This window comes from Dietzia sp. Die43 (assembly GCF_024519835.1).
In the GTDB taxonomy this organism is placed as follows: domain Bacteria; phylum Actinomycetota; class Actinomycetes; order Mycobacteriales; family Mycobacteriaceae; genus Dietzia; species Dietzia kunjamensis.
Map to the genome: position 1 here is coordinate 43850 of NZ_JALJRF010000005.1, position 21484 is coordinate 65333.

A 21484-nucleotide genomic window follows, 5' to 3' on the forward strand; every position below is an offset into this window, starting at 1 on the left:
TCGTCAGGCCTCCCGGCGGCGGACCATCTCGCCGATCCACTCCGGCGCGTACGGCGAGGTGCAGTTCGGCGGCGTCGGGTAGTCACGCAGCACACCCAGGCGCTCGCCGATCTCCAGTGCGCGCGCCCGCAGATCCGGATGCTGGATCCCGATCTGGGCCAGGCACGTGTTCATCTCCCACTGCAGCCGTTCGTGGGCGCCGGCCATCTCGGCCTCGATCACGTCCAGCAGCGCGGGCAGGTCCAGCCCCTCGGGCTTCTTGACCACCCGGTCGGCGGTGAGCGCCCAGCCGGCGGAGGCGACCACCGGGTCGGCGTCGCCCAACCACGCCACGCGCAGGTCCTCGGCGTGCGGGCCCTTCATCACGACGTAGCCGACCAGCCAGTCGTGGACCTTCCGGGTGCGGGCCTCGCGCAGCATCGTGTCCAGCTCTGTGGCCGAGAACTCCTTGGGCCGGCAGATGAGCAACGCGAGCAGCCTCGCGGCCGAGTCGCCCGTGTCCCACAGCTCCAGGGCCAGCGGATGGTTCTTCTTCACCCGCTTGGCCACCGCGCGGAGCGTGGTGAGGTTGACCGCGTGATCGTCGCCGTGCCGCTCGTTGACCTCCCGGATCCGCGCGTCCTCGAGCTCCGCGAGCTCGGCCATCACCTCGTCGCGGGTCGGCGTTGTCGTCGTCGTCATATCCGTCTCCTCGTCCGTCCTCGCGGCTTCGCCGTCCGCACCTCTGCGGCGCACCGTCCCCAGCTCGACGGCGCCCCGCCCGCACCTATACTCGCCGGGTGCGCCTGTGGAGCATCGATCCCGTCCTGCTCGACCGCGCCGCGCTGGTCGCCGGGTGGCGCGAGGGGCTCCTGGCCCAGAAGGTACTCCGCGGGCTGACCACGGGCTATCGCAGTCATCCGCAGCTCGAACGCTTCCGCACGCTCCCCGACCCGGTCGCGGGGATCGACACCTGGCTGCACGGGCTCGCCGACGCCGCCGACGCGCGCGGCTACCGCTTCGACCGCACGCGCGTCGTCCTGCCGCCCGGGGTCGAACGCCTGCCGCTCACCGACGGGCAGCTCGCGCTGGAGTGGGCACACCTGCGGGCCAAGGTCGCCGAGCGCGACCCCGCGTGGCTGGACCGACTCGTCTCACCGCGCCCGCACCCGATGTTCGACCTCGTCCCGGGGCCGGTGGCCGCCTGGGAACGCGCACCCCTACCGGAGGCCTGACATGCCGAGACCGTCCGCCCGCGTGCCCTTGCCCGTGCTCGTCGCCCCCGCCGCGGTCTCCACGGCGCTGGCGTTGTGGCCGATCCGCCGACCGTTCGCCGCCGCGACCGCCGGGTGGGTGTGGAGCCTGCCCGCGCAGGAACTCCCGCTGCACGTCGGGGCGCTGGTCGGGGCCGCGACCGCGCCCGCGCTGGCCAGTCGCGCCGGCCGGGGCGCGCGTCCCTCCGATCGCGTGGGGGTCGGCATCGCCGCGCTGACCTGGGCGGGTCTGGGTGTCGTGGTGTCGCGGCACGTCGCCGCGGCCGCCGTCCTCGACCGCGCGCTGGGCGAGGGGCTGGGCGACGGGGAGACGACGACGAGCCCGGCGGCCCTCCACCGCACGTCGTGGCCGAGGGTGCTGTTCCGCCCGTGGGCGCTGCGGCCGCGCGGGGTGCGGGCCCGCCGGGGCATGGTCTACGGACCGGATCCGAAGGCCAACCGCTTCGATCTCTACACCCGTACCGGCTCGTCGCGGGCCGGCGGTGGCAACGCCAGCGGCGGCAACAGCGGCAGCAGCGACATCAGCGGCAGTGGCGCCGGCGACGTCCGCGGTGTGCTCGTCCACATCCACGGTGGGCACTTCCGGGCGGGCGGCCCGAGCCGGGAGTCGCGGGCGATGCTGTTCGACCACGCCGCGCGCGGGTGGGCGGCGATCAGCACCACCTACCACCTCTCGCCGACCCCGGAATCGGGGTTCCCGCAGCACCTGGTCGACGTCAAGCGGCTCCTGCGGTGGATCCGCACCGAGGGCCCGACGCACGGGATCAGGGCCGACGCGCCGATCGTGGTGGCGGGCAGTTCGGCCGGGGCACACCTCGCGATGATGACCGCCCTGACCGGGGGAGATCCCCGCTTCCAGCCGGGATTCGAGGACGCCGACACCACGGTCGCCGGCGCGATCGGGTTGTACGGCTACTACGGTCGCCTGGGCCTCGAGACCCGGGACGTCTCCGACCCCGTGCGCCACGCGGCCTCCGGCGCCCCGCCGGTGGCGATCATCCACGGCACGCACGACACCTACACGCCGGTGAAGGGGTCACGCCGACTCGTACGGCACCTGCGCGCCGGGTCGCCGAACCCCGTCGTCTACGCCGAGCTCCCCGGTGCCCAACACGGGTTCGACGCGGTGCGCTCGCCGCGCTACCTGGCGGTCGTCGAGGCGGTCTCGCGATTCACCGACCGACTCGCCTGATGTCGGCAGCAAGCACGCCTTGGCGGGCGTAGTGTCGCCCTCAGCCGACGGAACCCCATCACCGAGGAGCCCCGATGCCACTGTCCGGCGAGTACGAACCCAGCCCGAGCGAGTGGGTGCGGACGCAGGTCGAGACGTACGAGCAGACCGACGGCGAGGAGGGCGGTGACCTCGCGGGCATCCCCGTGGTGATCGTGACCACCGTCGGCCGGAAGTCCGGCAAGCTGCGCAAGACCCCGCTGATGCGCGTCGAGCACGAGGGGTCGTACGCGGCCGTCGCCTCGCAGGGCGGCGCTCCCACCCACCCGGTCTGGTACTGGAACATGAAGGCCGATCCCCACGTGGAGGTCCGCGACAGGGACCGGGTCGGCGACTACACGGCCCGCGAGCTCAGCGGCGCCGAGCGCGACCGGTGGTGGGACCGGTCCGTCGCCGTCTACCCTGATTATCGCGACTACCAGCAGAACACCGACCGGATCATCCCTGTGTTCGTATTGGAGCCGCGCGATTAGGATCAGCGCGGGGCTCTCCGGGGCGGCGCCCCCCGCGGGACACGGGGAGGGCGCCGGATGAGCCGAATCGCTCTCGTCCTCGGATGCGGGGGCACGATCGGCGGGGCCTGGATGATCGCCGCCCTCCACGCGCTCACCGAGCAGACGGGATTCGACCCCCGGGAGGCGGACGTCCTCCTGGGGACCTCGGCGGGCGCCGAGCTGGTGACCATGCTCGCCGGCGGCATCGGGGTCGACGAACTGGTCGATATGCAGCGCGGGCAGGCCCGCGACATGCGGCTCCGCGAACACATCGCCTCGACCCCGCCCGGGCGGCCGCCGCTACCCCGGCTCCCGCTGCTCAACCCCGGTCTGCTCCGCACACGGTCCGGGCTGGGCGCCCTCACCGGTATCGCCCCCACCGGTCGCGGCGACGCCGGCTGGTTGCAGCGGCTGGCCGAGGGCTTCGAGGTCGGCGCATGGCTCCCCCACACCGGTGCCCGGATCGTCGCCTACGACGTCCTCGCCGGGGAGCGCGTCCTGTTCGGCGCCCCGGGTTCGCCGATGGCCACCGTCGGCGAGGCGTTGCGGGCCTCCTGGGCGACCCCCGGGTGGATGCCACCGGTGCCCGTCGGTGACCGGATCTTCGTCGACGGCGGCATGGGCTCCACCGCGTCCGTGGACCTGGTCGGGCCGGAGGAGGCCGACCTCGTGTTCGTCCTCGCCCCGATGGCCTCGGCGCCCGGCGTCCGCGTCCCCGGCCGGGGCGGCGGGATCGAGTACCGGCTGATCCGCCGCGCGATGTCCACCCAGCTGCACGACGAGGTCGCGAGCGTCCGCGCCCGGGGTACGACCGTCGTCCCGATCCTGCCCACCGCCGTCGACCTCGCCGGCCTGGGCGCCCACTTCATGAGTGCCTCCCGACGGGAGGCGGCGTTCGAGTCGTCCATGGTGACCGCGCCTGAGACGGTCCGCGACGCGCTGGCGGACAACGCGGTCGACGTGTGAGTCCGGGTCGAATGCGCGAGCGGCGCGAACCGCGCGTGGTGATCGTCGGGGCCGGGGTCGCCGGCATCACCGCCCTGCACGTCTTCCGCGAGCGCGGCTTCGCCGACGTCACCGTGCTGGAGAAGGGCTCCGACGTCGGCGGGGTCTGGTACTGGAACCGCTACCCGGGCCTGACATGCGACGTGCCGTCCCAGCTCTACCAGTTCCGGTTCGCGCCGAAGCTCGACTGGTCGCGCGTGTGGGCCGACGGCGCCGAGATCCAGCGCTACCACCGCCGGGTCGTCGACGACCTCGGCCTGGCCGGGCACATCCGGACCGACACCGAGGTGGCCGCCGCCCGCTGGGACGAGGGCACCGCGACGTGGGAGTTGACCCTCGCCGCCCGGGACGGGGGCGACGGTGGCAGTGGTGGCGCGGACGACGACGACGGACACGGCCACGACGACGACGACGACGAGACCATCACCGCGGACGTCGTCGTGTTCGCGACCGGGGTCCTGCACCACCCGGCGATCCCCGACATCCCCGGACTGGCGGAGTTCCGTGGCGGGGTCGTCCACACCGCACGCTGGCCCGACGGGCTCGACACGACCGGTCGCCGCGTCGCTGTCCTCGGCACCGGCTCGACCGGCGTCCAGGTGGTGTCCGCCCTCGTCGGTGAAGCGGGATCGGTCACGCACTACGCCCGCACGCCCCAGTGGATCCTGTGGGCCCCGATGCGGATGCGACAGCTCGTCGTCGTCGGCTCGGTACTGCGACGGTTCCCCACCGCCCACCGCGCGCTGTACGCCGCGCTGCAGTGGGGATCCGGCGTCCTCGCCGACATCACCACCAGACCGTCGTGGCGGCGGCGCGCGGTCCAGGCCTACGCGCGGCTCTCCCTCCGGGCGCAGGTCCGGGACCCCGACCTCCGCGCCCGGCTCACGCCGGAGGACGAGCCGCTGTGCAAGCGGCAGGTGGTCTCGGGGACGTACTACCGCGCCATCCAGCGCAGCGACGCCGAGCTCGTCACCGACGCCATCGCGCAGGTCACCCCGGACGGGATCCGCACCGCGGACGGCACCGAGCGGCCCGCCGACGTGATCGTGCTGGCGACCGGCTTCCGCGCGCACGACTACATGCGTCCCATGGAGGTCGTCGGACGCGACGGCCGCACCCTTGAGCGCGAGTGGGCCGACGGCCCACGCGCCTATCGGATGACCGCCGTCCCGGGCTTCCCCAACGCGTTCACCGTGCTGGGCCCCAACTCCCCCACCGGCTCGATCTCACTGCAGCACACCGCCGAGCTCACCGCCCGGTACATCGCCCACTGGCTCGAACTCCTCCGCGACGGCGCGATCCGGTCGGTGGAGGTGACCGAGGAGGCGACCGCCGAGTTCAACGACGACGTCGCCGGGGCGATGGGGCCGACGGTCTGGAACACCGGCTGCCACTCCTGGTACTTCCACGACGGCGGCACGATCGACCTGTTCCCCTTCGACCGGGCGCGACTGGCCGAGCTCATGGGGGAACCGGACCACTCGCACTTCCGGGTGGGCTGAGTGCCCGGTGCCGCTGGGTGCGCCGGTCTGGCGCGCCCGGGCTAGCTAGCGGGCCGCCCGCCGGTTGACCGGCCGGGTCCCGTCGCCCAGGTCCGGTCGGGGGAGGCGCCGGCCCGGGTCGGCCAGACCGACGACGTGGCCGTCCGCCGACAACCGCGTCATCGCCTCGAGCAGCATCCGGCGCGCGCTCGTGTTGACCGAAGACACGCGGCTGAGGTCCAGGGTCACCTCGCTCGGCCCCTCGGGGATCTCGGCGAGACGCCGCAGGACCTGCTCGGCGCTGGCGAACGTCATGGGGCCCTGCAGCCGGAAGGTGCGGCGCCCGGAGATCTCGTCGAACCGCACCGAACGGACGGCCTCCACGTCCGTAACGGTGGTGTTCATCAGGTGCAACTCGAGATCGTGGGACAGCCGCTCGAAGGTGCGCACACCCTCCACGCTGTGGCCGTGCTCGTCGAGTCGCGGGGAGAACACCCCGAGCCCGACCTGCCCGGGCAGGGCACCGAAGATCCCGCCCGACACCCCGCTCTTGGCGGGGATCCCCACGGTGGACATCCAGTCCCCGGCGGCGTCGTACATCCCGCAGGTGGCCATCACGGCGAGCACCTGCCGGGCGACCGGCGCCGAGACCACCCGCTCCTTGGTGACCGGGTTGATGCCGCCCGTCGCCAGCGTCACCGCCATCACCGCGAGGTCGCGCACGGTCACCCGATAGGCGCACTGCCGGGTGTAGCCGCGCACCACCTCATCTGGGTCGTTCGCGATGATCCCGCCTGCGCGCACAAGGTTGGCCATGGCCCGGTTGCGGAACGCCGTTCGCAGCTCGGAGTCGAGCACGGCGTCGTCCACTCCGAGCTCGCGGCCCGCGAAGGCGGACAACCCCTGCCTCACCGCCTCGTCACGGTCGTCCTGGGTCGCGTCGGGCTCGCTCACCAGCGTGTGCGTGGTGATGGCCCCGATGTTGATCATCGGATTGCGCGGCCGGCCCGTCTCTCGGTCCAGGGAGATCTGGTTGAACGCGTCCCCGGACGGCTCCACCTCGACCTTCTCCAGGACCGCCTCGATTCCCCGGTCCCGCAGCGCGAGCGCGTAGACGAACGGCTTGCTCATCGACTGGATGGTGAACTCGGCGTCCGCGTCCCCGGCGGTGTAGACGATGCCGTCCATCGTGCAGGCGGCCACCGCGAACCGGTCGGGGTCCACGGCCGCGAGTTCGGGGATGTAGTCGGCGAGCCGGCCGGCGTCACCGTTCGAGCAGGCGTCGCGGATCTCGAGCAGATAGTCAGGTACCGGCGTCTTCACGCCACCAGCGTGTCATGCCGGAGGGCCCGGGGCGGCGTGTGCACCGCCCCGGGCCCTCCGGCACCGCGAACCGGTCGCGGCCATGATCGTCGTCAGCGCTCGTGGTAAATGGTCGTCAGTGGTCGTGCTCAGTGATCGTGGTGGTCGTCCGCCTTGGTCGGGTGGACGGTCCCGTGCTCGTGCTCCGGCGGACCGTACAGTGAGTACACCTTGAGGTCCTCCTCGCCGGTGTTGGTGACGTTGTGCCAGCTCCCGGCGGGCACGAGGATGACCCAGTCGTCGGAGACCTCGCGCACGAAGTCGAGCTGATCCTTCGCGGGGCCCATCTCGACCCGGCCCTTCCCTGCCTCGACGCGCAGGAACTGGTCGTGGTCGTCGTGGACCTCGAGACCGATGTCGTCCCCGGGCTTGATGCTCATGACGGTGAGCTGCATGTGCGATCCCGTCCACAGCGTGGTGCGGTAGTTGTCGTTGGCGAGGGTGGCGTCCTCGATGTCGACGACGAACGGGTTCGGACCCTGATCGGTGGGGCTCATCGATGCTCCTGCTTCTTCGTAGACGGGTGTACGCGGTGGCCGGCGGCCAGCGTTCCGTCTCGAGTTTCGACGACTCCCGGGACGCTCGCAAGCAAGGGCATCCTCCCGAGGCGCGGCCCGGGGGACCTGTCCCCATCCCGTCACGGGGCCACAACGATCAGGCCACGGGGGTTCACGTACCCCCTGTGCAGTGCGGACACTGACGGGCAACCCCGGCGAAAGGAAGCTTGATGAAGCGGACGATCGCAGTGACGGGAGCCATCGGTCTCGCGGTGTTCATGGGAGCGTGCGGCACCGACGATGACGGTGGCACGACCACGGCCGACGAGACCACCACGGAGATGATGACGGAGGAGACCACCACCGACGAGACCACGAAGGACCAGACCACCACCGAGGAGACCGGCGCTGCGGCCGAGGGCGACATCGTCGACACGGCGAACGCCGCGGGCGACTTCACCACCCTCACCCAGGCCATCGAGGCCGCGGGCCTGACGGAGACCCTCAAGGGGCCCGGTCCGTTCACGGTCTTCGCCCCCACAGACGAGGCGTTCGAGGCCCTGCCCGAGGGCACGCTGGACGAGTTGCTGGCCGACCCCACGGGCGACCTGGCGCAGATCCTGCAGTACCACGTGATCGAGGGTGAGGTCCCCGCGGCCGACGTCCTCGAGATGGACGGCCAGACGGTCGCGACCCTCCAGGGCGGGGAGCTCACGGTCGAGGTGGAGGGCGAGAACGTCGCCCTCGTCGACGGCAACGGCACCCGCATCAACGTCGTCCAGACCGACGTGGACGCCACCAACGGCGTCATCCACGTCCTCGACGGAGTCCTGATGCCGCCCGCCTGACCCGCCGGTGACACTCGCTGCGCCCCGACCCGGCCCTTCCCCGACCGGCCGGGGCGCGGCTCATGTCAGCCGGTCGTGTCAGCTGCGCGCGCCAGCCGGTCGGGTCAGCGGGGCGTGTCGTACCTCTTGAGGTCACTGGTGGCCGGGCCCTCGATGAGCTCGCCACACGCCGAGAAGCGGGACCCGTGCCAGGGGCAGTCCCACGACCGCTCCACGTCGTTCCACGTCAGCGCGGCTCCCATGTGGGGGCACAGCAGGCCGACGCGGCAGGTCTCGCCGTCGTCGCCCGTCGCCTCCCCCATCGGTCGGATACTCGGCCGTGGCTTGCGCACGATCGCCTGCGCCGCGGTCGCCGCGAGTTGGACGGGCACGTCCGCGAACAGGGGCACGGCGTTCTTCGCGATGCCCGTGATGCTGGGCTTGCCGAACGACACCCGCGGGTCCACGCCCTCGAGCCGGTCCACCATGATCCCGGCCGCCGCCGGCGCGCCCGTGAGGCCCCACTTGCTGTAGCCGCCCGCGAAGTGCACGCGCCCCCTGCCCCACGGCAGGGGCCCGGACTTGGGCAGCATCGTCACCGGGTGGAAGTCCTGCGCGGACCAGCCGTGCGTCATCGTCGCGCCGGGGAAGTACTTCTCCGCGTACTCCCGCAGCGAGTCGATCTTGGACGCGGTCCCCGTGGCGGTGCCGGTGCGGTGCCCGTTGCCGCCGACGAACAGCACCTCACCGCCGGGCGAGGGCACCGTCCGCAGCGAGCGGACCGGGCTCTCGACCGAGCCGTACATCCCCTCCGGCAGGCCACCGGGGTACTCGAACGCGCAGAGGTAGGACCGTTCGGGTTCCATCGTCGCGACGGTCGGGCCGCGGTCCAGGGCCGGGGACGCGGTCGCCAGCACGACGTCGCGGGCGGTCATCGTTCCCGGATGGGCGGTGACCTCGACGAACGCGTCGTCCCCGGTCCCCTGCGCTGTGAGTGCGGTGACACGGGCGTGCTCCACGATCCGCACGCCGAGGGCCGTGGCCGCGCGGGCCAGCGCCGCGAGCGCCTCCACCGGGTCGATCTGCATCTGATCCGGCAGCTCCACGGCGGACCGGGCCGGGAACGGCACGTCCACCCGGTCGTACCAGCGGGCGGGCAGACCCAGGTCGACGAGAGTCTTCATCTCCTTGCGCAGGGTCGACGTGCCCATCCGTCCCTTGGAGAACGTCACCGCACGCCGACGCTGGGAGTCGACGCCGTGGGTCTCGCAGAACTCGGCCCACCAGTCGAGTCCGTACCGGTTGGCGTCGGCGTACGCGCGCGCCGTCTCCAACCCGTGCTTGGAGCGGATGCTCGACAGCCGGGTGCCCTGCAGGACCGAGACCTTGGCCGTGGTCGCGCCGCTGGCCCCCGCGCCCACCGTGTGCGCCTCCAGGACCACGACCGCCTTGCCGCGCGCGGCGGCCATCAGCGCCGTGATCAGGCCGGTGAACCCGGCCCCCGCGATCACCAGGTCGACGTGCTCGCCGTCCGGGAACTCGGCCCCCGGGGAATCGATCGTCGTGCGTCGCCAGAATGAAGTGCCCATCGTGCGCCTCCTGGAGGGTGCTCACCGCGGATGCCGCTGGCGCTCACTGTAAGACCGGTCACGTCCCCTCGCATCCGCTCCTCCGGCCGCCGGTCTCCCCACCGGCGGCCGGCCGGACTACTTCGCCGTGAACCCGGCGTCCACGGGCAGGGCGACGCCGGTGATGTGACGGCCGGACTCCTCCACCAGGTAGAGAACGGCCCGCGAGATGTCGATGGGCTCGAGCATCGGCACGGGCAGGGCGTTGCCCATCGTGTGGCCCTCGGGGTTGTTCGCGAACCACCTGGCCATCTCGTCGTGCGCCACCATCGCCGTCAGGACGCCGGCCGGGTGGATCGTGTTGATGCGGATGTTGTGCGGCGCGAGCCAGATCATGAAGCTGCGCATGAGCCCCACCACCCCGTGCTTGCTGGCGGTGTACCCCGTGGCCGCGCCTGACCCGTCGCCTCCCCGCCCGGACAAGCCGTTGGTCGACGAGATGAGGACGATCGACCCGCCCTCGCCGCGCTCGATCATCAGCGGGGCGATGGCGTGGACCGTGTTCCACACCCCCACGAGGTTCACCATGATGGTGTCCAGGAACGCCTGCTGGGCGTCCGGCTCCTCGCCGCGCTGGGAGTTGATCCCCGCGTTGGCCACCACGATGTCCGGGACGCCGAAGCGCTCCCGGCAGGCGTCGACCGCCGCCGCGACGTCCGCCGGCTCGCGCACGTCGCCCGTCACCGCGACGATCTCCCCGCCGACCGCCTCGACCTCGGCGACCGTCTGCTGCAGGTCGTCGGCGGTTGCCAGCCCGTAGGGGACGGTGTCGACGTCCTCGCAGATGTCGAGCGCGAGGATCCGCGCCCCCCGCCGGGCGAGCTCCACGGCGTGACTGCGCCCCTGCCCCCTCGCCGCGCCGGTGATGAAGGCGACCCTGCCCGCCAGTGACTGTTCCTGACCCATGTGTGAACCGCTTTCCGATGCGATGAGTTGACTACCGTCAGGATTCAAACACCGTCGGGGTCCGAGTGGTCGGCGTTCCTCCCGATCCGAGCCGCTCCAGCACCCGTCGGAGCTCCACCGCGAAGTCGGCCGCGTCGCGGGCCGCCAGCCGCGCATAGCTCAGCACCAGGCCGGACACCGCGTGCTGCGCGGACTGCCCTCCGAGCGACCGCGTGCGCCACCCGGCCCGCTCGAGCGCGCGCACCACCTCGTCGTCGTCATATCCGGGCAGCACCACACACAGGTGCAGCCCCGCTTCCACGCCCGTGACCTCGAGGTCCGGGCATTCCCGGCGCAGCGCCGCCACGAGCCGGGAACGACGGTCGCTGTACACGCGCGCCGCCCGCGCCAGGTGCCGGTCCATCGCGCCCGAGGCGATGAACGCGGCCAGCGCCTCGGCGGGCAGAGACGACGGGCCGCGCCGGTGGACCGCGAGCCAGCGCTCGACCTCGCGGCGCATCGCCGTCGGCGGCAGACACCACGCCACGCGCAGGTCCGGGGCCACGGACTTGGACGAGGTGCCCACGTAGGCGACGTGATCGGTGGCGGCGGGGAGGCTGACCAGCGCGGGCAGGGGGGCGACGCCGTAGCGGAACTCACCGTCGTAGTCGTCCTCGATCACCAGCGACCCCGTCCGCCGCGCCCACTCCACGAGCGCGACCCGGCGGTCCACACTCATGCGGTGCCCCAGCGGGAACTGGTGCGCCGGCGTGGTGAAGACGATCGCCGGCTCCGCCCCCAGCCGCGCAGCGTCGAGGCCGCCCGGCCGCGCGGGATGGAACCGCACCTCCAGGCCCTGCTCCCGGGCCATGAGCACCGCACCGCGGTACCCGGGGTCCTCCGTGTGAAACCGCACGGTCCCGCCCCCGGCCCGCCCCTGCTGCCCGGCGACGAACGCAGCGCAGAGGGCCGCGATCGCCGACCGCGAACTGTCGAACAGCACCGGGTCGCCCGCGGCGATCCCCCGATGCCGGCGGAGGTGATCGGCCAACGCGACGCGCAACGCCGGGCTCGGCTCCTCCCACGGGTTCAGACCCGCCAGGCCCTGCGCCGCGGCGGCGCGCACCGCCGACCGCCAGGCCCGCTCGTCGACGAGGGAGGCATCGGGGATCCCGGGACGGAGATCGCGCGGCGACCGGCCGCGGCGCAGTGTGGGTGTGGCCGGCGCCGGGGGCGCGGGCGGGGCAGTGGTCGCCGCCGGAACCTCCGGTGACGAGGTGCGGGTGCCCTGCCGTATGAGTGGCGACGACGACGAGGTTCGGCTGACTCCGCGCGTCCGCGCCCCTGCCCGTGCCGCCTGACCGGCTCCGGCGGCGACCCGGGTCCCCGACCCCTGGGTGGAGACGATGAAGCCGGCCGCCGACAGTTCGTCGAAGGCGCGGACCACAGTCCCGCGGGAGAGTCCGGTCTGCTCGGCGAGCGCGCGCGTGGAGGGCAGCCTGTCGCCGTCGGCCACGGATCCGTCGGCGACCAGATCGATGATCGCGTCCGCCAACTCCGCAGCCCCCGACACCTGCCCCACCACCAGGGATCCGGAGCGAGCGGTGCGGGCCATGGGGGAATCGTAGGTCACGGCGCCGCACAGTGGTCTCACAATTCTGCGCGAAATGGTCCTTCCGGGGGCGCCACTTTCAGGGTGGGATGGGGTCCATGACGACCTACCGCCAGTCCCGACGACTCCGCGTCGTGCGCTACGACGTGCGTGGCCCGATCCTCACCGAGGCGATGCGCCTCGAGGCCGAGGGACACGACATCCTGCGACTCAACCTGGGCAACATGCACCCCTTCGGGCTGACCGCCCGGCCGGAGCTCGTCGACGCGGTGGCGGCGGGACTCGCCGCCGGGCAGGCCTACTCCGACTCCCGCGGCATCCCCACCGCCCGCGAGGCCGTGGCGGACTACTACCGCCGACACGGGATCGGTGGCGTCTCGCCCGAGAACGTCTTCCTCGGCAACGGCGTGAGCGAACTCATCACGCTGGTCCTGCAGGCCATGGTCGACCCCGGCGACGAGATCCTGGTCCCCGCCCCGGACTACCCGACCTGGACGGGCGCCGTGAACCTCACCGGGGGCGTGCCCGTCCACTACCTCGCCGACGAGTCCGACGGGTGGAACCCGTCGCTCGAGGACATCGAATCCCGGGTCACCCCGCGGACCACCGCCCTGGTGATGATCAACCCCAACAACCCCACAGGCGCGGTGTACAGCGAGGACACCGTCCGGGGGATGGCCGACATCGCGCGCCGCCACGGGCTCGTCCTGCTGTCCGACGAGATCTACGAGAAGGTCCTCTTCGGCGACGCCCGCCACCACCACGCCGCGCGGGCGGCCGGCGACGACGTACTGTGCCTGACCTTCGGCGGGCTGTCCAAGGCGTACAGGGTGTGCGGCTACCGGGCCGGCTGGGTGGTCGCGACCGGCCCGATCTCCCACGCCACCGACCTACTGGAGGGACTGACCCTGTTGTCCAACATGCGGGTCTGCCCCGGCGTCCCCGCACAGCACGCGATCCCCGTCGCCCTGGCCGAGGACTCACCGTGGGGCCACGACGTGGTGGACCCGGACGGTCGACTCGAGCGGCAGCTGGCCCGGACCACCGAGCGCCTCAACGCCATCCCCGGCGTGAGCTGCGTGGCGCCGCGGGGCGCGCTGTACTGCTTCCCGCGCCTCGACCGCGAGATGTTCGGCATCTCCAGCGACGAGCAGTTCGCCCTGGACCTCCTGCGCTCCGAGCACGTCCTGGTCACCCACGGGACCGGCTTCAACTGGCCCGAACCCGACCATTTCCGCATCGTGTGCCTTCCCGAGGCTCCGGTGCTCGACCGGGCGCTCGACGCGATCGCCCGGCACCTGGACCGCCTGCGGCTGGCCGCGGCCTGACCAGCCGCCGCATCGACCCCGTCGACTCCATCGAAAAGACAGTTTCGCACACGTCGCGCGAGAGGCGGGTGTGCGGAACTGTCTTCTCGACGGGCGTGCGCGGGGGATTCCCGCCGTCGCTCAGTTCTGCAGCGCAGGCTTGATGTGGTTCCAGCCGGGCGTGATGTAGTCGACGAACGTCTGCCACCCGTGGAGGCCCTCGTCGCCGTAGTCCACGCGATGCGCGATGCCGTGGCGGTCGAGTTCGCGGGAGAAGCTCCTGGCCCCCTCGATGACCCCCTTCTCCAGCACCAGGCCCTGCAGCATGGCGAAGTAGTCGTCGCCGTAGTTCCGGAGATCCCCTTCGGACACCGCCGTGCCCCCGGTCGCGAAGTACACCGCGGTGCCCTCGAGACCCTCCGGGTGGGAGATCGTGTCGTGGTACTTCCACAGATCGCTTCCGCGCGGGCCCCACATGTTGGCGGAATCGCCGCCGCGCCCATCCACCGAGCCACGGACCGACTGGTAGCCCAGCTCGTCGGTGGTCGAGTAGTAGCCGGAGAGCGCCATGACGCCGTCGTACAGCCCCGGGTACGTGGCCGCTAGATGCATTGCCGCCTGCGCACCCATCGACGCGCCGGCGATACCGTTCTTGCCGTTGTGCTTCGTACCCCGGGTCGCGAGTTCCGCCTCGACGAGGCCGGGCAGCTCCTCGGTGAGGAACGTCTCCCACTTGTTGTAGCCGAAGACCTCGTCCTCGCTCTGCCAATCGGACCAGTACGAGGAGGGGCCTCCCGTAGGTGTCACCAGGTGGACGTTCTCCTCGGCCATGCGCGCGGGCATGTTCCCGGCCCGCTTCCAGCCCGAGTTTCCTTCGACCGAGTCGACCCCGTCGAGGAGATACAGCACGGGCGCCGACCCCTTGTCCGTCACGCGGGACGGGAGCACCTCGAGCACGATCTCGCGCTGCAAGGCGGCGGAGGTGACGAGCCAGTGCTCGTAACCTCCGTGCTGGGTGATGGCGCGGAGTTCGACCGAGTCGATCGAGTCGTCGCGCGGTCGCGGCGGGTTGGGGAGTTCCACGTAGGACCCGGTGCCACCGAGCGGGATGTTGGTGGAACCGGCCGACCCGAGCGACCCGAGTGTCGAGCCCAGCGGAAGGGAACCGGCCGCCGACCCGATCAGCTCGACCTCCTCGAGTCCCAGGGACGAGGTGTCGATATCGCCGCCGATCTGGGCGGAGGCGGGCGCGGCGAATCCCAGGGACAGGCTGGCCGCGAGAGCGGTGGCGGTGGTGCGGTGGCGGATGTTCATCGGGTGCCCTTCATTGCGAAGCTGATCAGACGATGCAGAAGCGGCCCTGCGCCCCGGTGAGGGAGGGCGCAGGACCGCTTCTCAGATGATGAATCAGGATCCGGACGAGCCCAGGGACCCGGCCGAGCCGGAGGAACCGGCTGAGCCGGATGCACCCGGGGTGCCCGTTCCGGGCTCGACGTCTCCGCCGTACAAGGCGGGCTTGATGTAGTCCCATCCGGACTCGAAATTCTTGAGGAAGTTCGGCCAGTTGTGCAGGCCGGTGTCGGCGAAGTCCACCTTGTGCTCGATCCCGGCACGATCGAGTGCCTTCTCGAAGGCCTTCGAGTTCTCGTACACGCCCATCTCCAGCACCAACCCGATTATCAGGTCCTGGTAGTTGGCACCGTACTGCTTGACGTCATCGGGACCGATCTCGGCGTTGCCGGCCGAGAAGTACACAGCCTTGCCACGCAGGCCCTCCGGGTGCGAGATGGTGTCGTTCTCCGCCCACCGCGCGCTGCGGTGCGGGCCCCACATGTTCTCGACGTCTCCACCGCGAGTCTCAACGGAAAGCCGCACGGTCTGGTACCCGAGGGCGTCCATGGTCGAGTAGAAGCCACTGAAAGACATCACGGCGTCGTAGACATCAGGGTGTGTAGCCGCAAGATGCATGGCCGCCTGAGCGCCCATGGAGATGCCGCCGACGGCTGCCTTGTCATTCGTGTTGAGCCGCTCATCGACGATCACCGGCAGTTCCTCGGTGAGGAACGTCTCCCACTTGTTGTTGCCCAAGACCGGGTCGATCTCCTCCCAGTCGGTGTAGTACGAGGCGTAAGCACCCGCCGGGTTCACCACGTGAACGTTCTCGTCCTCCATCCGATCAGCGATGTACGCCTGGTGGGCCCAGCCGGTGCTGCTGATCGGCGCACCCACGCCGTCAAGCATGTAGAGGACGGGCGCCTCGCCCGTGCCGCGCGAGGGGACGACCTCGACGGTGATCTCACGCTGCATTGCCTTCGAGGCGATGGTCCAGTACTCGTACGCCTGATCGTTCCCGGCCTTATCGGCGCGGTAGCGCTCGATTCCACGAAATTCCGTCTTGGTGATCGACTCGTCGACCGGAGTGGGCGTGCCGACGGTTTCCGAGGACCCTTCCCCGAGTGGGACGTCGGCCGAGCCGACCGACCCGAGAATCCCTGCGGCCGAGCCGATCGGCACGGAGCCGACGGCGTCGATGATCGCCTCGAAGTCCTCCTGGCCGAGCGCCGACGGGTCGATGAGCGTCGAGGGGTCGATGCTGGCGGTCTGGGCGAAAGCGGGAGTGGCCGACCCGAGGGTCAGGGCGACGGCGAGTGCGCCGGCGGTCGCGGCCGCGGCGCGGCGGAGTCCGAAGGACATGAAGCTCCATATGTTGTGAGTAGTGACTTACGGAGCTTAATCCGTTCTCAGCTGAAATCGTTACTCGCGCCGTGCGAGTCGCTACCCCCGCAGTGCCGCCTCGACCGCCTCGCGCAGGTCCTCGGGCTTCCGGTTGGGTCCGAACCTGTCGATCACGTGGCCGTCGCGGCCCACGAGGAACTTGGTGAAGTTCCACTTGATCCGGCCGCCGAGCACCCCGGACTTCTCGGACTTGAGCCACTCGTAGAGCGGGTGAGCATCCGAGCCGTTGACCTCGACCTTGGAGAACAGCGGGAACTCCACGCCGAAGTTGCGCTCGCAGAACGCGCCGATCTCCTCGTCGGAGCCCGGCTCCTGGTGCGCGAACTGGTCACACGGGAACCCGAGCACCACGAAGCCCTCGTCGCGAAACTCCTCGTACAGCTTCTGCAGCCCCTTGTACTGCGGCGTGAACCCACACTTGCTCGCGGTGTTGACCACCAGGACGACCTGCCCGGCGTAGTCGGACAAGTCCTTCCCGCTCCCGTCGAGCAGGCTCGCCCGGAAATCCGCGAGAGTGGTCTGGTCGTGGCGCATGGGCACTCCTCGTCGTCGTCCCGACCCCGGTCGGCCGGCCCTCGACGCCATTGTGACCGTATTCAGGCGCCGCGTGCGGGCGTACTCTGGCAGACCCGCGTGAGGAGTCTGCCCGTGAGTCACGTCATCTACACCGCCTTCGTCTCGCTCGACGGCGTCGTCGAGGCCCCGGGCGGCGAGCCCGGCTACCGCAACACCGGCTGGACGTTCGCCGTCGACTTCGACGAGGACGTCTACTCGATCAAGGCCCGCGAACAGGACGAGGCCGGCGCGATGATGCTCGGCCGCGTCAGCTACCAGGCGTTCTCCGCCGTATGGCCCCAGATGGACGACGAGTTCCCCCGCTACAACGCCATGCCCAAGTACGTGGTGTCCACAACGTTGGTCGAGGGTGACCTCGTCGAGGGATGGGGGACGACGACGATCCTCCGCACGCTCGACGAGGTGGCCGCGGTGAAGGAGGCCGAACCGGCGCCGATCCTCGTGCACGGGTCGGCGACGCTGGCCCGGAACCTCTCCGACGCCGGGCTCATCGACCGCTATCACCTGTTGGTGTTCCCGTTCGTCCTCGGCGCCGGCAAGCGCATGTGGAGCGACACCGACAAGCCCCGGCAGAAGCTGGAGTTGGTCGAGAGCCAGGCGTACCCCAACGGTGTGCAGAAGCTGATCTACGACGTCTGCGGATTCGACCCGGGCGTCTGAGATCTAGCGGGCCGCACCGCGGGAGACCTCGGGCATCGTCACCGCCGACACCGCGCCGACCACCCCGAGCACGGCGAGGAAGACCAGCGCCCACTGCACGCCCAGCACCGCGAGCGCCGAGCTGATCCCGCCCACCACCAGCAGGATGATCCCCATGGCCGTGTTGCCCACTGCCACGTAGGTCGTCCGGAGGTCACCCTCGGCCACGTCCACCACGTAGGTCTTGCGGCCGACGCGGACACCGGAGTGCAGCAGCGTGAGCAAGAAGTAGGCGCCGACGAAGACCGTGACCCCGAGGGCGGACCCACCGTCGAAGCCCGGGACCGAGACCGCGAGCACCAACGCGACCGCCACCGCCGACGCGGCCGTGGCCGCACCCGCCATGAGCAGTCGGCTCGACCGGTCGGCCAGCCGCCCGAAGACGCGTCCCCCGATCAGCGACGCCACACCCGAGGCGAGGATGAACCCGCCCAACCCTGCCAGGGCGCCCGTGCCCGAGGCGACCGACATCGACACGATGAACGGCGGGCTCAGGGACGACACCAGCAGCAGGCCACGAACGGTCACGAACTTGCGGAACGTGGCGTCGTCGCGGAACAGGCGGGCCGCGTCCGCGAACCACGACGTCGACTCCTCCGACGCGCCGCCGGCGGCCGCGCCGTGGTCCTTCGCTCCCCGGCGGGAGCGCCCCTCCCCGGCCGGCTCGACCACGCGGGAGTACGTCGACGCCGAGAGCGCCCACAGCACCGCGCCCGCGACCAGCAGGATCGCCAGCTCGGTGCTGTCGAGGTCGCCGCCGCCCAGGAGCCGGATGGCCAGGCCGAGCGTGATCGCGACCAGCCCCGCCGCCGAGGTCGCCAGACCGATGATCTGACCGCGCTCCCCCGACGGGATGGTGCGGCCCTGCACGTCCTTCGACGCGATCGAGCACAGGCAGCGGCCCAGCGAGAACACCACGAGCGCGGCGAGGATCCCGATGCCCGCCGCCGTCCCGTGCCCGAGGGCGGCGATCGCGGCCATCACCGCCACCGATGCCGCCTGCACCAGCGCGCCCGTGACGAACACCCACTTGCGGCGGCGCACCCGCACCACCAGCGGCGTGAGGAAGGCCTGCGGCAGCATCGACCCGGACTCCCGGATCGGCACCAGCAGACCGACCAGTGCCGCCGGCACCCCGAGCACGTGGAACAGCCACGGCAGCACGGTCGATGCGTTGACCGTCTGGTCACCCGAGGACTGCAGCGTGTTGGCGGCCACGAGCCTCAGCCCGTTGCGCGGAAGCTCGCGGCGGACGACGTCGGGGAGGTCGCGCTCGGCGTCGGCATCGCGGGTGACGAGGCGAGAATAGAAGCGTTCGGCGGTGGTCACCATTCAAGAGAATAGCGGCCCGCCCGCCGGGGCATCCGGGCCCCTTCGCGGCCTCGCACAGACGGCGACCGGCGCCGGGGGATCACCCCGGCGCCGGTCGCGTGCTCTCTGTGCGTGTCCGCCCGGATCAGGCAAGCGGACGCGCGCAGATCAGGCGAGCGGGCCGCCGCAGTTCGGCCACGCGCCCGGGCCCTGGCCCGCGAGCACGCGCTCGCCGATCTTGATCTGCTGCTCGCGCGTGGCCTGGTCGGCCGTCGCGGCGAACTCGCCGCCGCCGTAGCCGCTCCACGTCTGGGCCGCGAACTGCAGGCCGCCGTAGTAGCCGTTGCCGGTGTTGATGTGCCAGTCGCCACCGGACTCACACTGCGCGACCTGGTCCCACGCGCTCGGCGGGGCCGCGTTCGCCGCCGGAGCGGCCAGTGACGCGCCCCCGGCGGCGATACCGCCGGCCATGATCGCGCCGGTCAGGGTTCGTACGAGCTTCTTCTGCATCTCCGTGACCTCCTGTGGATCTCGTGTCGTGCGTCGATCTCCTGTCGTGGCGGCCGACACTACGAACCGACCGGCGGGCCCCCGCAACCCCCTCCGCGGGTCCGGGGCCGGGGCCGAGCAGCACACGGGGGCACGGCGGGGACGGATCATTGCTGGTCACCGCACCGGTTCGGCGGGATCGACGCCAGGCGGGACCGGTCGCGTGAGAAGGCTCACCTCGTCGTCGTCGACCCGCCGGATGTCCAGGCACCCCTAGGCTCGTCGACATGACCGAACACCGGGTGGACATCGACGGCCGCACGGTGGCCGTCCACGAGTGCGGTGATCCCTCCGGCGCGCCGCTGATCCACTTCCACGGCACACCGGGGTCGCGGCTCGAGGCGGACTTCGGGGCCGGGCTCGCCGCACGGGCCGGCGTCCGCGTGATCGGATTCGACCGACCCGGGTACGGCCGGTCGGACGCAGGGCCGATCAGCCTGGCCGGCGTCACACGTGATGTAGAGGCGATCGCCGACGCCCTGGGCCTCGGGAGGTTCGCGGTGTCGGCGTGGTCGGGGGGTGGGGCGTTCGCGCTGGCCACCGCCGCGGCGCTGCCCGGGCGGGTGCTGCGGGTCGGGGTCTCCGGTGGTCTCGCGCCGTACGAGGGCAGGCCGGGCGCGCGGGAATCACTCACGCCGAACGACCTCGACGCGCTGTCGCACCTGCCCGACGACCCGGCCCGGGCGGCGGAGGTGTTCCGCACCGGCAACTCCGACTTCCTCGACGCGATGCTCTCGGTCCGCGACGACGAGGCGGCGCCCTGGGTCGACTGGATGTTCGCGGCCAGCGACCCGGCCGTGGTCGCGGACCCCGACGCCCGACACGCCCTGTTCGTCAACTTCCGCGAGGCGCTGCGCCGGGGCGCCGACGCGATCGCGTGGGACAACGTGGCGTTCGTGGGGCCCTGGGGTTTCCGGGTCGAGGACATCGCCGCGCCGGTGCTGCTCTGGTACGGCGACGACGACGAGATCGCCCCACCCGACCACGGGCGATGGCTCGCCGCGCATCTGGCCTCGGCCCACCTGACGGTCTACGAGGGCCAGGGGCACCTGCTGCCGCTGGCCCACTGGGACGAGATGCTGCGCGCGCTGACCGCGCCGGCGTGAGGTCGCCCGTGTGAGTTCGCCCGTGTGAGCTCGCCCGCTCGAGCTGGCGGGAGAGATGGCCGTGCACTCCCGCCGCCCGGCGCACATACTGGCCGCATGAGTGACTACACGAAGGGCGACCACGTCGAGTGGAACTCCGAGGCCGGGATGGTGCGCGGCGTGATCCGCGAGATCCACACCGAGGACGTCGAGTTCAAGGGGCGCATGCGGCGCTGCAGCACGGACGAACCGCAGTACGAGATCGAGAGCGACAAGACCGGCCACCTGGCCATGCACAAGGGCTCGGCGCTACGGAAGATCGACTGACGCGACTGCGGCGAGGCTGCGGTGCGCTGCGGCCGGGCGCCGCGGCGGTCAGCCGGAGACGGCGGAGGCGAGGTTGGACAGCGAATCCTCCATCTGCTGCTCCGACACCAGCGGGAACGACACCTTCTTGAGCACGTCCTTGTCTGTGACCTTGGACCAGTCGTAGGTGTGACGCACCAGTGTGGAGTCCGGGCCCTGCGCCTCGAGCTCCCAGACCCACTCCCAGCCCTTGGGGTCGGTGCCGGCGGGTGCGGGCTGCCACGCCAGGATCTTGTCCTTGCCGTAGCCGGTCACGTGGTTGTCCATGCGGTACTCGCCGCCCATGTGCTCGCCCTCCATGTCCATGGAGAAGACGTCGCCGACCTGCTGGATGCGGTCGGACTTGTAGTCGCCCCGGACGAAGCCCGACCCGTCGAGACGGGCATGGTTCTCCGGGTTGGTCAGGAACTCGAAGATCTCGGCCGCCGAGTGGTCGATCACGCGCTCGACGGTGATGGCAGTGGGATTACTCATGACCCCACCGTGCACCCCGGGACAGCGGAACGCATCCGGTCGGTCGTCCGCTCCGAATTCACCGTGGATTCACCCCGATAGCCCTAGCCCGACCGATGCGGGTGCC

22 protein-coding genes are annotated in these 21484 nt (G+C 71.4%); 10 read left to right on the forward strand and 12 right to left on the reverse strand.

Features of this window, described 5'->3' with window-relative positions; genetic code table 11:
• Positions 1-3 precede the first annotated feature (3 nt).
• Positions 4-681: a DNA alkylation repair protein gene (locus tag NR111_RS05370; protein ID WP_256820172.1), complete on the reverse strand. Its 678-nt coding sequence runs from the start codon at positions 679-681 to the stop codon at positions 4-6.
• 98 nt (positions 682-779) lie between these two features.
• Here NR111_RS05370 and NR111_RS05375 point away from each other — a divergent pair, with 98 nt between their 5' ends.
• The 5 genes from NR111_RS05375 to NR111_RS05395 all read left to right on the forward strand — a co-directional run bounded on the left by NR111_RS05375 (position 780) and on the right by NR111_RS05395 (position 5485).
• Positions 780-1214, forward strand: a complete 435-nt coding sequence (locus tag NR111_RS05375) for a pyrimidine dimer DNA glycosylase/endonuclease V (protein ID WP_256820173.1) — start codon at positions 780-782, stop codon at positions 1212-1214.
• Between the two features lies 1 nt (position 1215).
• Complete coding sequence (locus NR111_RS05380; protein ID WP_256820174.1) at positions 1216-2445, forward strand: alpha/beta hydrolase; 1230 nt, start codon at positions 1216-1218, stop codon at positions 2443-2445.
• A gap of 74 nt (positions 2446-2519) precedes the next feature.
• Positions 2520-2957: a nitroreductase family deazaflavin-dependent oxidoreductase gene (locus NR111_RS05385; RefSeq protein ID WP_163376914.1), complete on the forward strand. Its 438-nt coding sequence runs from the start codon at positions 2520-2522 to the stop codon at positions 2955-2957.
• Between the two features lie 57 nt (positions 2958-3014).
• Positions 3015-3944 (forward strand): patatin-like phospholipase family protein, encoded by a 930-nt coding sequence (locus NR111_RS05390; protein ID WP_256820175.1) that lies wholly within the window; start codon positions 3015-3017, stop codon positions 3942-3944.
• 11 nt (positions 3945-3955) lie between these two features.
• The gene (locus NR111_RS05395; RefSeq protein ID WP_256820275.1) at positions 3956-5485 is read left to right on the forward strand and encodes an NAD(P)/FAD-dependent oxidoreductase; all 1530 of its coding nucleotides are present in this window, start codon (positions 3956-3958) and stop codon (positions 5483-5485) included.
• Positions 5486-5530: 45 nt separating this feature from the next.
• Here the strand turns inward: NR111_RS05395 and NR111_RS05400 are convergent, their stop codons facing one another.
• Entirely contained in the window at positions 5531-6787 is a 1257-nt protein-coding gene (locus tag NR111_RS05400) for a glutaminase (RefSeq protein WP_096906520.1), read from the reverse strand.
• 128 nt (positions 6788-6915) lie between these two features.
• Positions 6916-7323, reverse strand: a complete 408-nt coding sequence (locus tag NR111_RS05405) for a cupin domain-containing protein (RefSeq protein WP_120285521.1) — start codon at positions 7321-7323, stop codon at positions 6916-6918.
• 230 nt (positions 7324-7553) lie between these two features.
• On the opposite strand from NR111_RS05405, the gene NR111_RS05410 reads away from it, so the two are divergent.
• Positions 7554-8171, forward strand: coding sequence for a fasciclin domain-containing protein (locus tag NR111_RS05410; RefSeq protein ID WP_154830089.1), 618 nt, complete (start codon positions 7554-7556; stop codon positions 8169-8171).
• A gap of 104 nt (positions 8172-8275) precedes the next feature.
• Here the strand turns inward: NR111_RS05410 and NR111_RS05415 are convergent, their stop codons facing one another.
• The 3 genes from NR111_RS05415 to NR111_RS05425 form a co-directional block, all read right to left on the reverse strand.
• Complete coding sequence (locus NR111_RS05415; RefSeq protein ID WP_256820176.1) at positions 8276-9739, reverse strand: FAD-dependent oxidoreductase; 1464 nt, start codon at positions 9737-9739, stop codon at positions 8276-8278.
• A 117-nt stretch (positions 9740-9856) separates the two neighbouring features.
• Positions 9857-10684, reverse strand: coding sequence for a mycofactocin-coupled SDR family oxidoreductase (locus NR111_RS05420; RefSeq protein WP_206474021.1), 828 nt, complete (start codon positions 10682-10684; stop codon positions 9857-9859).
• 37 nt (positions 10685-10721) lie between these two features.
• Complete coding sequence (locus tag NR111_RS05425) at positions 10722-12278, reverse strand: PLP-dependent aminotransferase family protein (RefSeq protein ID WP_256820177.1); 1557 nt, start codon at positions 12276-12278, stop codon at positions 10722-10724.
• A gap of 95 nt (positions 12279-12373) precedes the next feature.
• On the opposite strand from NR111_RS05425, the gene NR111_RS05430 reads away from it, so the two are divergent.
• On the forward strand, positions 12374-13603 hold the full coding sequence (locus tag NR111_RS05430; RefSeq protein ID WP_256820178.1) for a pyridoxal phosphate-dependent aminotransferase: 1230 nt from the start codon (positions 12374-12376) through the stop codon (positions 13601-13603).
• A gap of 120 nt (positions 13604-13723) precedes the next feature.
• Here the strand turns inward: NR111_RS05430 and NR111_RS05435 are convergent, their stop codons facing one another.
• The 3 genes from NR111_RS05435 to NR111_RS05445 form a co-directional block, all read right to left on the reverse strand.
• Complete coding sequence (locus tag NR111_RS05435; RefSeq protein ID WP_256820179.1) at positions 13724-14896, reverse strand: alpha/beta hydrolase family protein; 1173 nt, start codon at positions 14894-14896, stop codon at positions 13724-13726.
• A 93-nt stretch (positions 14897-14989) separates the two neighbouring features.
• A complete protein-coding gene (locus tag NR111_RS05440) occupies positions 14990-16276 on the reverse strand; it encodes an alpha/beta hydrolase family protein (protein ID WP_256820180.1) in 1287 nt (428 codons plus the stop codon).
• A gap of 81 nt (positions 16277-16357) precedes the next feature.
• Positions 16358-16852, reverse strand: a complete 495-nt coding sequence (locus tag NR111_RS05445; protein WP_067713012.1) for a glutathione peroxidase — start codon at positions 16850-16852, stop codon at positions 16358-16360.
• A 114-nt stretch (positions 16853-16966) separates the two neighbouring features.
• Here NR111_RS05445 and NR111_RS05450 point away from each other — a divergent pair, with 114 nt between their 5' ends.
• The gene (locus NR111_RS05450) at positions 16967-17554 is read left to right on the forward strand and encodes a dihydrofolate reductase family protein (RefSeq protein WP_206474025.1); all 588 of its coding nucleotides are present in this window, start codon (positions 16967-16969) and stop codon (positions 17552-17554) included.
• Positions 17555-17557: 3 nt separating this feature from the next.
• On the opposite strand, the gene NR111_RS05455 is transcribed toward NR111_RS05450, so the two are convergent.
• Positions 17558-18922, reverse strand: coding sequence for an MFS transporter (locus tag NR111_RS05455; protein WP_256820181.1), 1365 nt, complete (start codon positions 18920-18922; stop codon positions 17558-17560).
• A 150-nt stretch (positions 18923-19072) separates the two neighbouring features.
• Positions 19073-19414: a transglycosylase family protein gene (locus NR111_RS05460; RefSeq protein WP_306227424.1), complete on the reverse strand. Its 342-nt coding sequence runs from the start codon at positions 19412-19414 to the stop codon at positions 19073-19075.
• Positions 19415-19680: 266 nt separating this feature from the next.
• Between NR111_RS05460 and NR111_RS05465 the strand changes: the two genes are divergently transcribed.
• Together NR111_RS05465 and NR111_RS05470 are read left to right on the forward strand one after the other, a co-directional pair.
• On the forward strand, positions 19681-20559 hold the full coding sequence (locus NR111_RS05465) for an alpha/beta fold hydrolase (protein ID WP_256820182.1): 879 nt from the start codon (positions 19681-19683) through the stop codon (positions 20557-20559).
• Positions 20560-20655: 96 nt separating this feature from the next.
• Positions 20656-20865, forward strand: a complete 210-nt coding sequence (locus NR111_RS05470) for a DUF2945 domain-containing protein (protein WP_067713023.1) — start codon at positions 20656-20658, stop codon at positions 20863-20865.
• Between the two features lie 48 nt (positions 20866-20913).
• On the opposite strand, the gene NR111_RS05475 is transcribed toward NR111_RS05470, so the two are convergent.
• Entirely contained in the window at positions 20914-21378 is a 465-nt protein-coding gene (locus NR111_RS05475; RefSeq protein WP_256820183.1) for an SRPBCC family protein, read from the reverse strand.
• Positions 21379-21484: the final 106 nt, after the last annotated feature.

Coding starts and splice junctions, on each gene's coding strand:
- NR111_RS05370 (WP_256820172.1), bottom strand. CDS start 681: ATGACGACGACGACAACGCCGACCCGCGACGAGGTGATGGCCGAGCTC.
- NR111_RS05380 (WP_256820174.1), top strand. CDS start 1,216: ATGCCGAGACCGTCCGCCCGCGTGCCCTTGCCCGTGCTCGTCGCCCCC.
- NR111_RS05385 (WP_163376914.1), top strand. CDS start 2,520: ATGCCACTGTCCGGCGAGTACGAACCCAGCCCGAGCGAGTGGGTGCGG.
- NR111_RS05390 (WP_256820175.1), top strand. CDS start 3,015: ATGAGCCGAATCGCTCTCGTCCTCGGATGCGGGGGCACGATCGGCGGG.
- NR111_RS05395 (WP_256820275.1), top strand. CDS start 3,956: ATGCGCGAGCGGCGCGAACCGCGCGTGGTGATCGTCGGGGCCGGGGTC.
- NR111_RS05405 (WP_120285521.1), bottom strand. CDS start 7,323: ATGAGCCCCACCGATCAGGGTCCGAACCCGTTCGTCGTCGACATCGAG.
- NR111_RS05410 (WP_154830089.1), top strand. CDS start 7,554: ATGAAGCGGACGATCGCAGTGACGGGAGCCATCGGTCTCGCGGTGTTC.
- NR111_RS05415 (WP_256820176.1), bottom strand. CDS start 9,739: ATGGGCACTTCATTCTGGCGACGCACGACGATCGATTCCCCGGGGGCC.
- NR111_RS05420 (WP_206474021.1), bottom strand. CDS start 10,684: ATGGGTCAGGAACAGTCACTGGCGGGCAGGGTCGCCTTCATCACCGGC.
- NR111_RS05425 (WP_256820177.1), bottom strand. CDS start 12,278: ATGGCCCGCACCGCTCGCTCCGGATCCCTGGTGGTGGGGCAGGTGTCG.
- NR111_RS05430 (WP_256820178.1), top strand. CDS start 12,374: ATGACGACCTACCGCCAGTCCCGACGACTCCGCGTCGTGCGCTACGAC.
- NR111_RS05435 (WP_256820179.1), bottom strand. CDS start 14,896: ATGAACATCCGCCACCGCACCACCGCCACCGCTCTCGCGGCCAGCCTG.
- NR111_RS05440 (WP_256820180.1), bottom strand. CDS start 16,276: ATGTCCTTCGGACTCCGCCGCGCCGCGGCCGCGACCGCCGGCGCACTC.
- NR111_RS05445 (WP_067713012.1), bottom strand. CDS start 16,852: ATGCGCCACGACCAGACCACTCTCGCGGATTTCCGGGCGAGCCTGCTC.
- NR111_RS05460 (WP_306227424.1), bottom strand. CDS start 19,414: ATGCAGAAGAAGCTCGTACGAACCCTGACCGGCGCGATCATGGCCGGC.
- NR111_RS05465 (WP_256820182.1), top strand. CDS start 19,681: ATGACCGAACACCGGGTGGACATCGACGGCCGCACGGTGGCCGTCCAC.
- NR111_RS05470 (WP_067713023.1), top strand. CDS start 20,656: ATGAGTGACTACACGAAGGGCGACCACGTCGAGTGGAACTCCGAGGCC.
- NR111_RS05475 (WP_256820183.1), bottom strand. CDS start 21,378: ATGAGTAATCCCACTGCCATCACCGTCGAGCGCGTGATCGACCACTCG.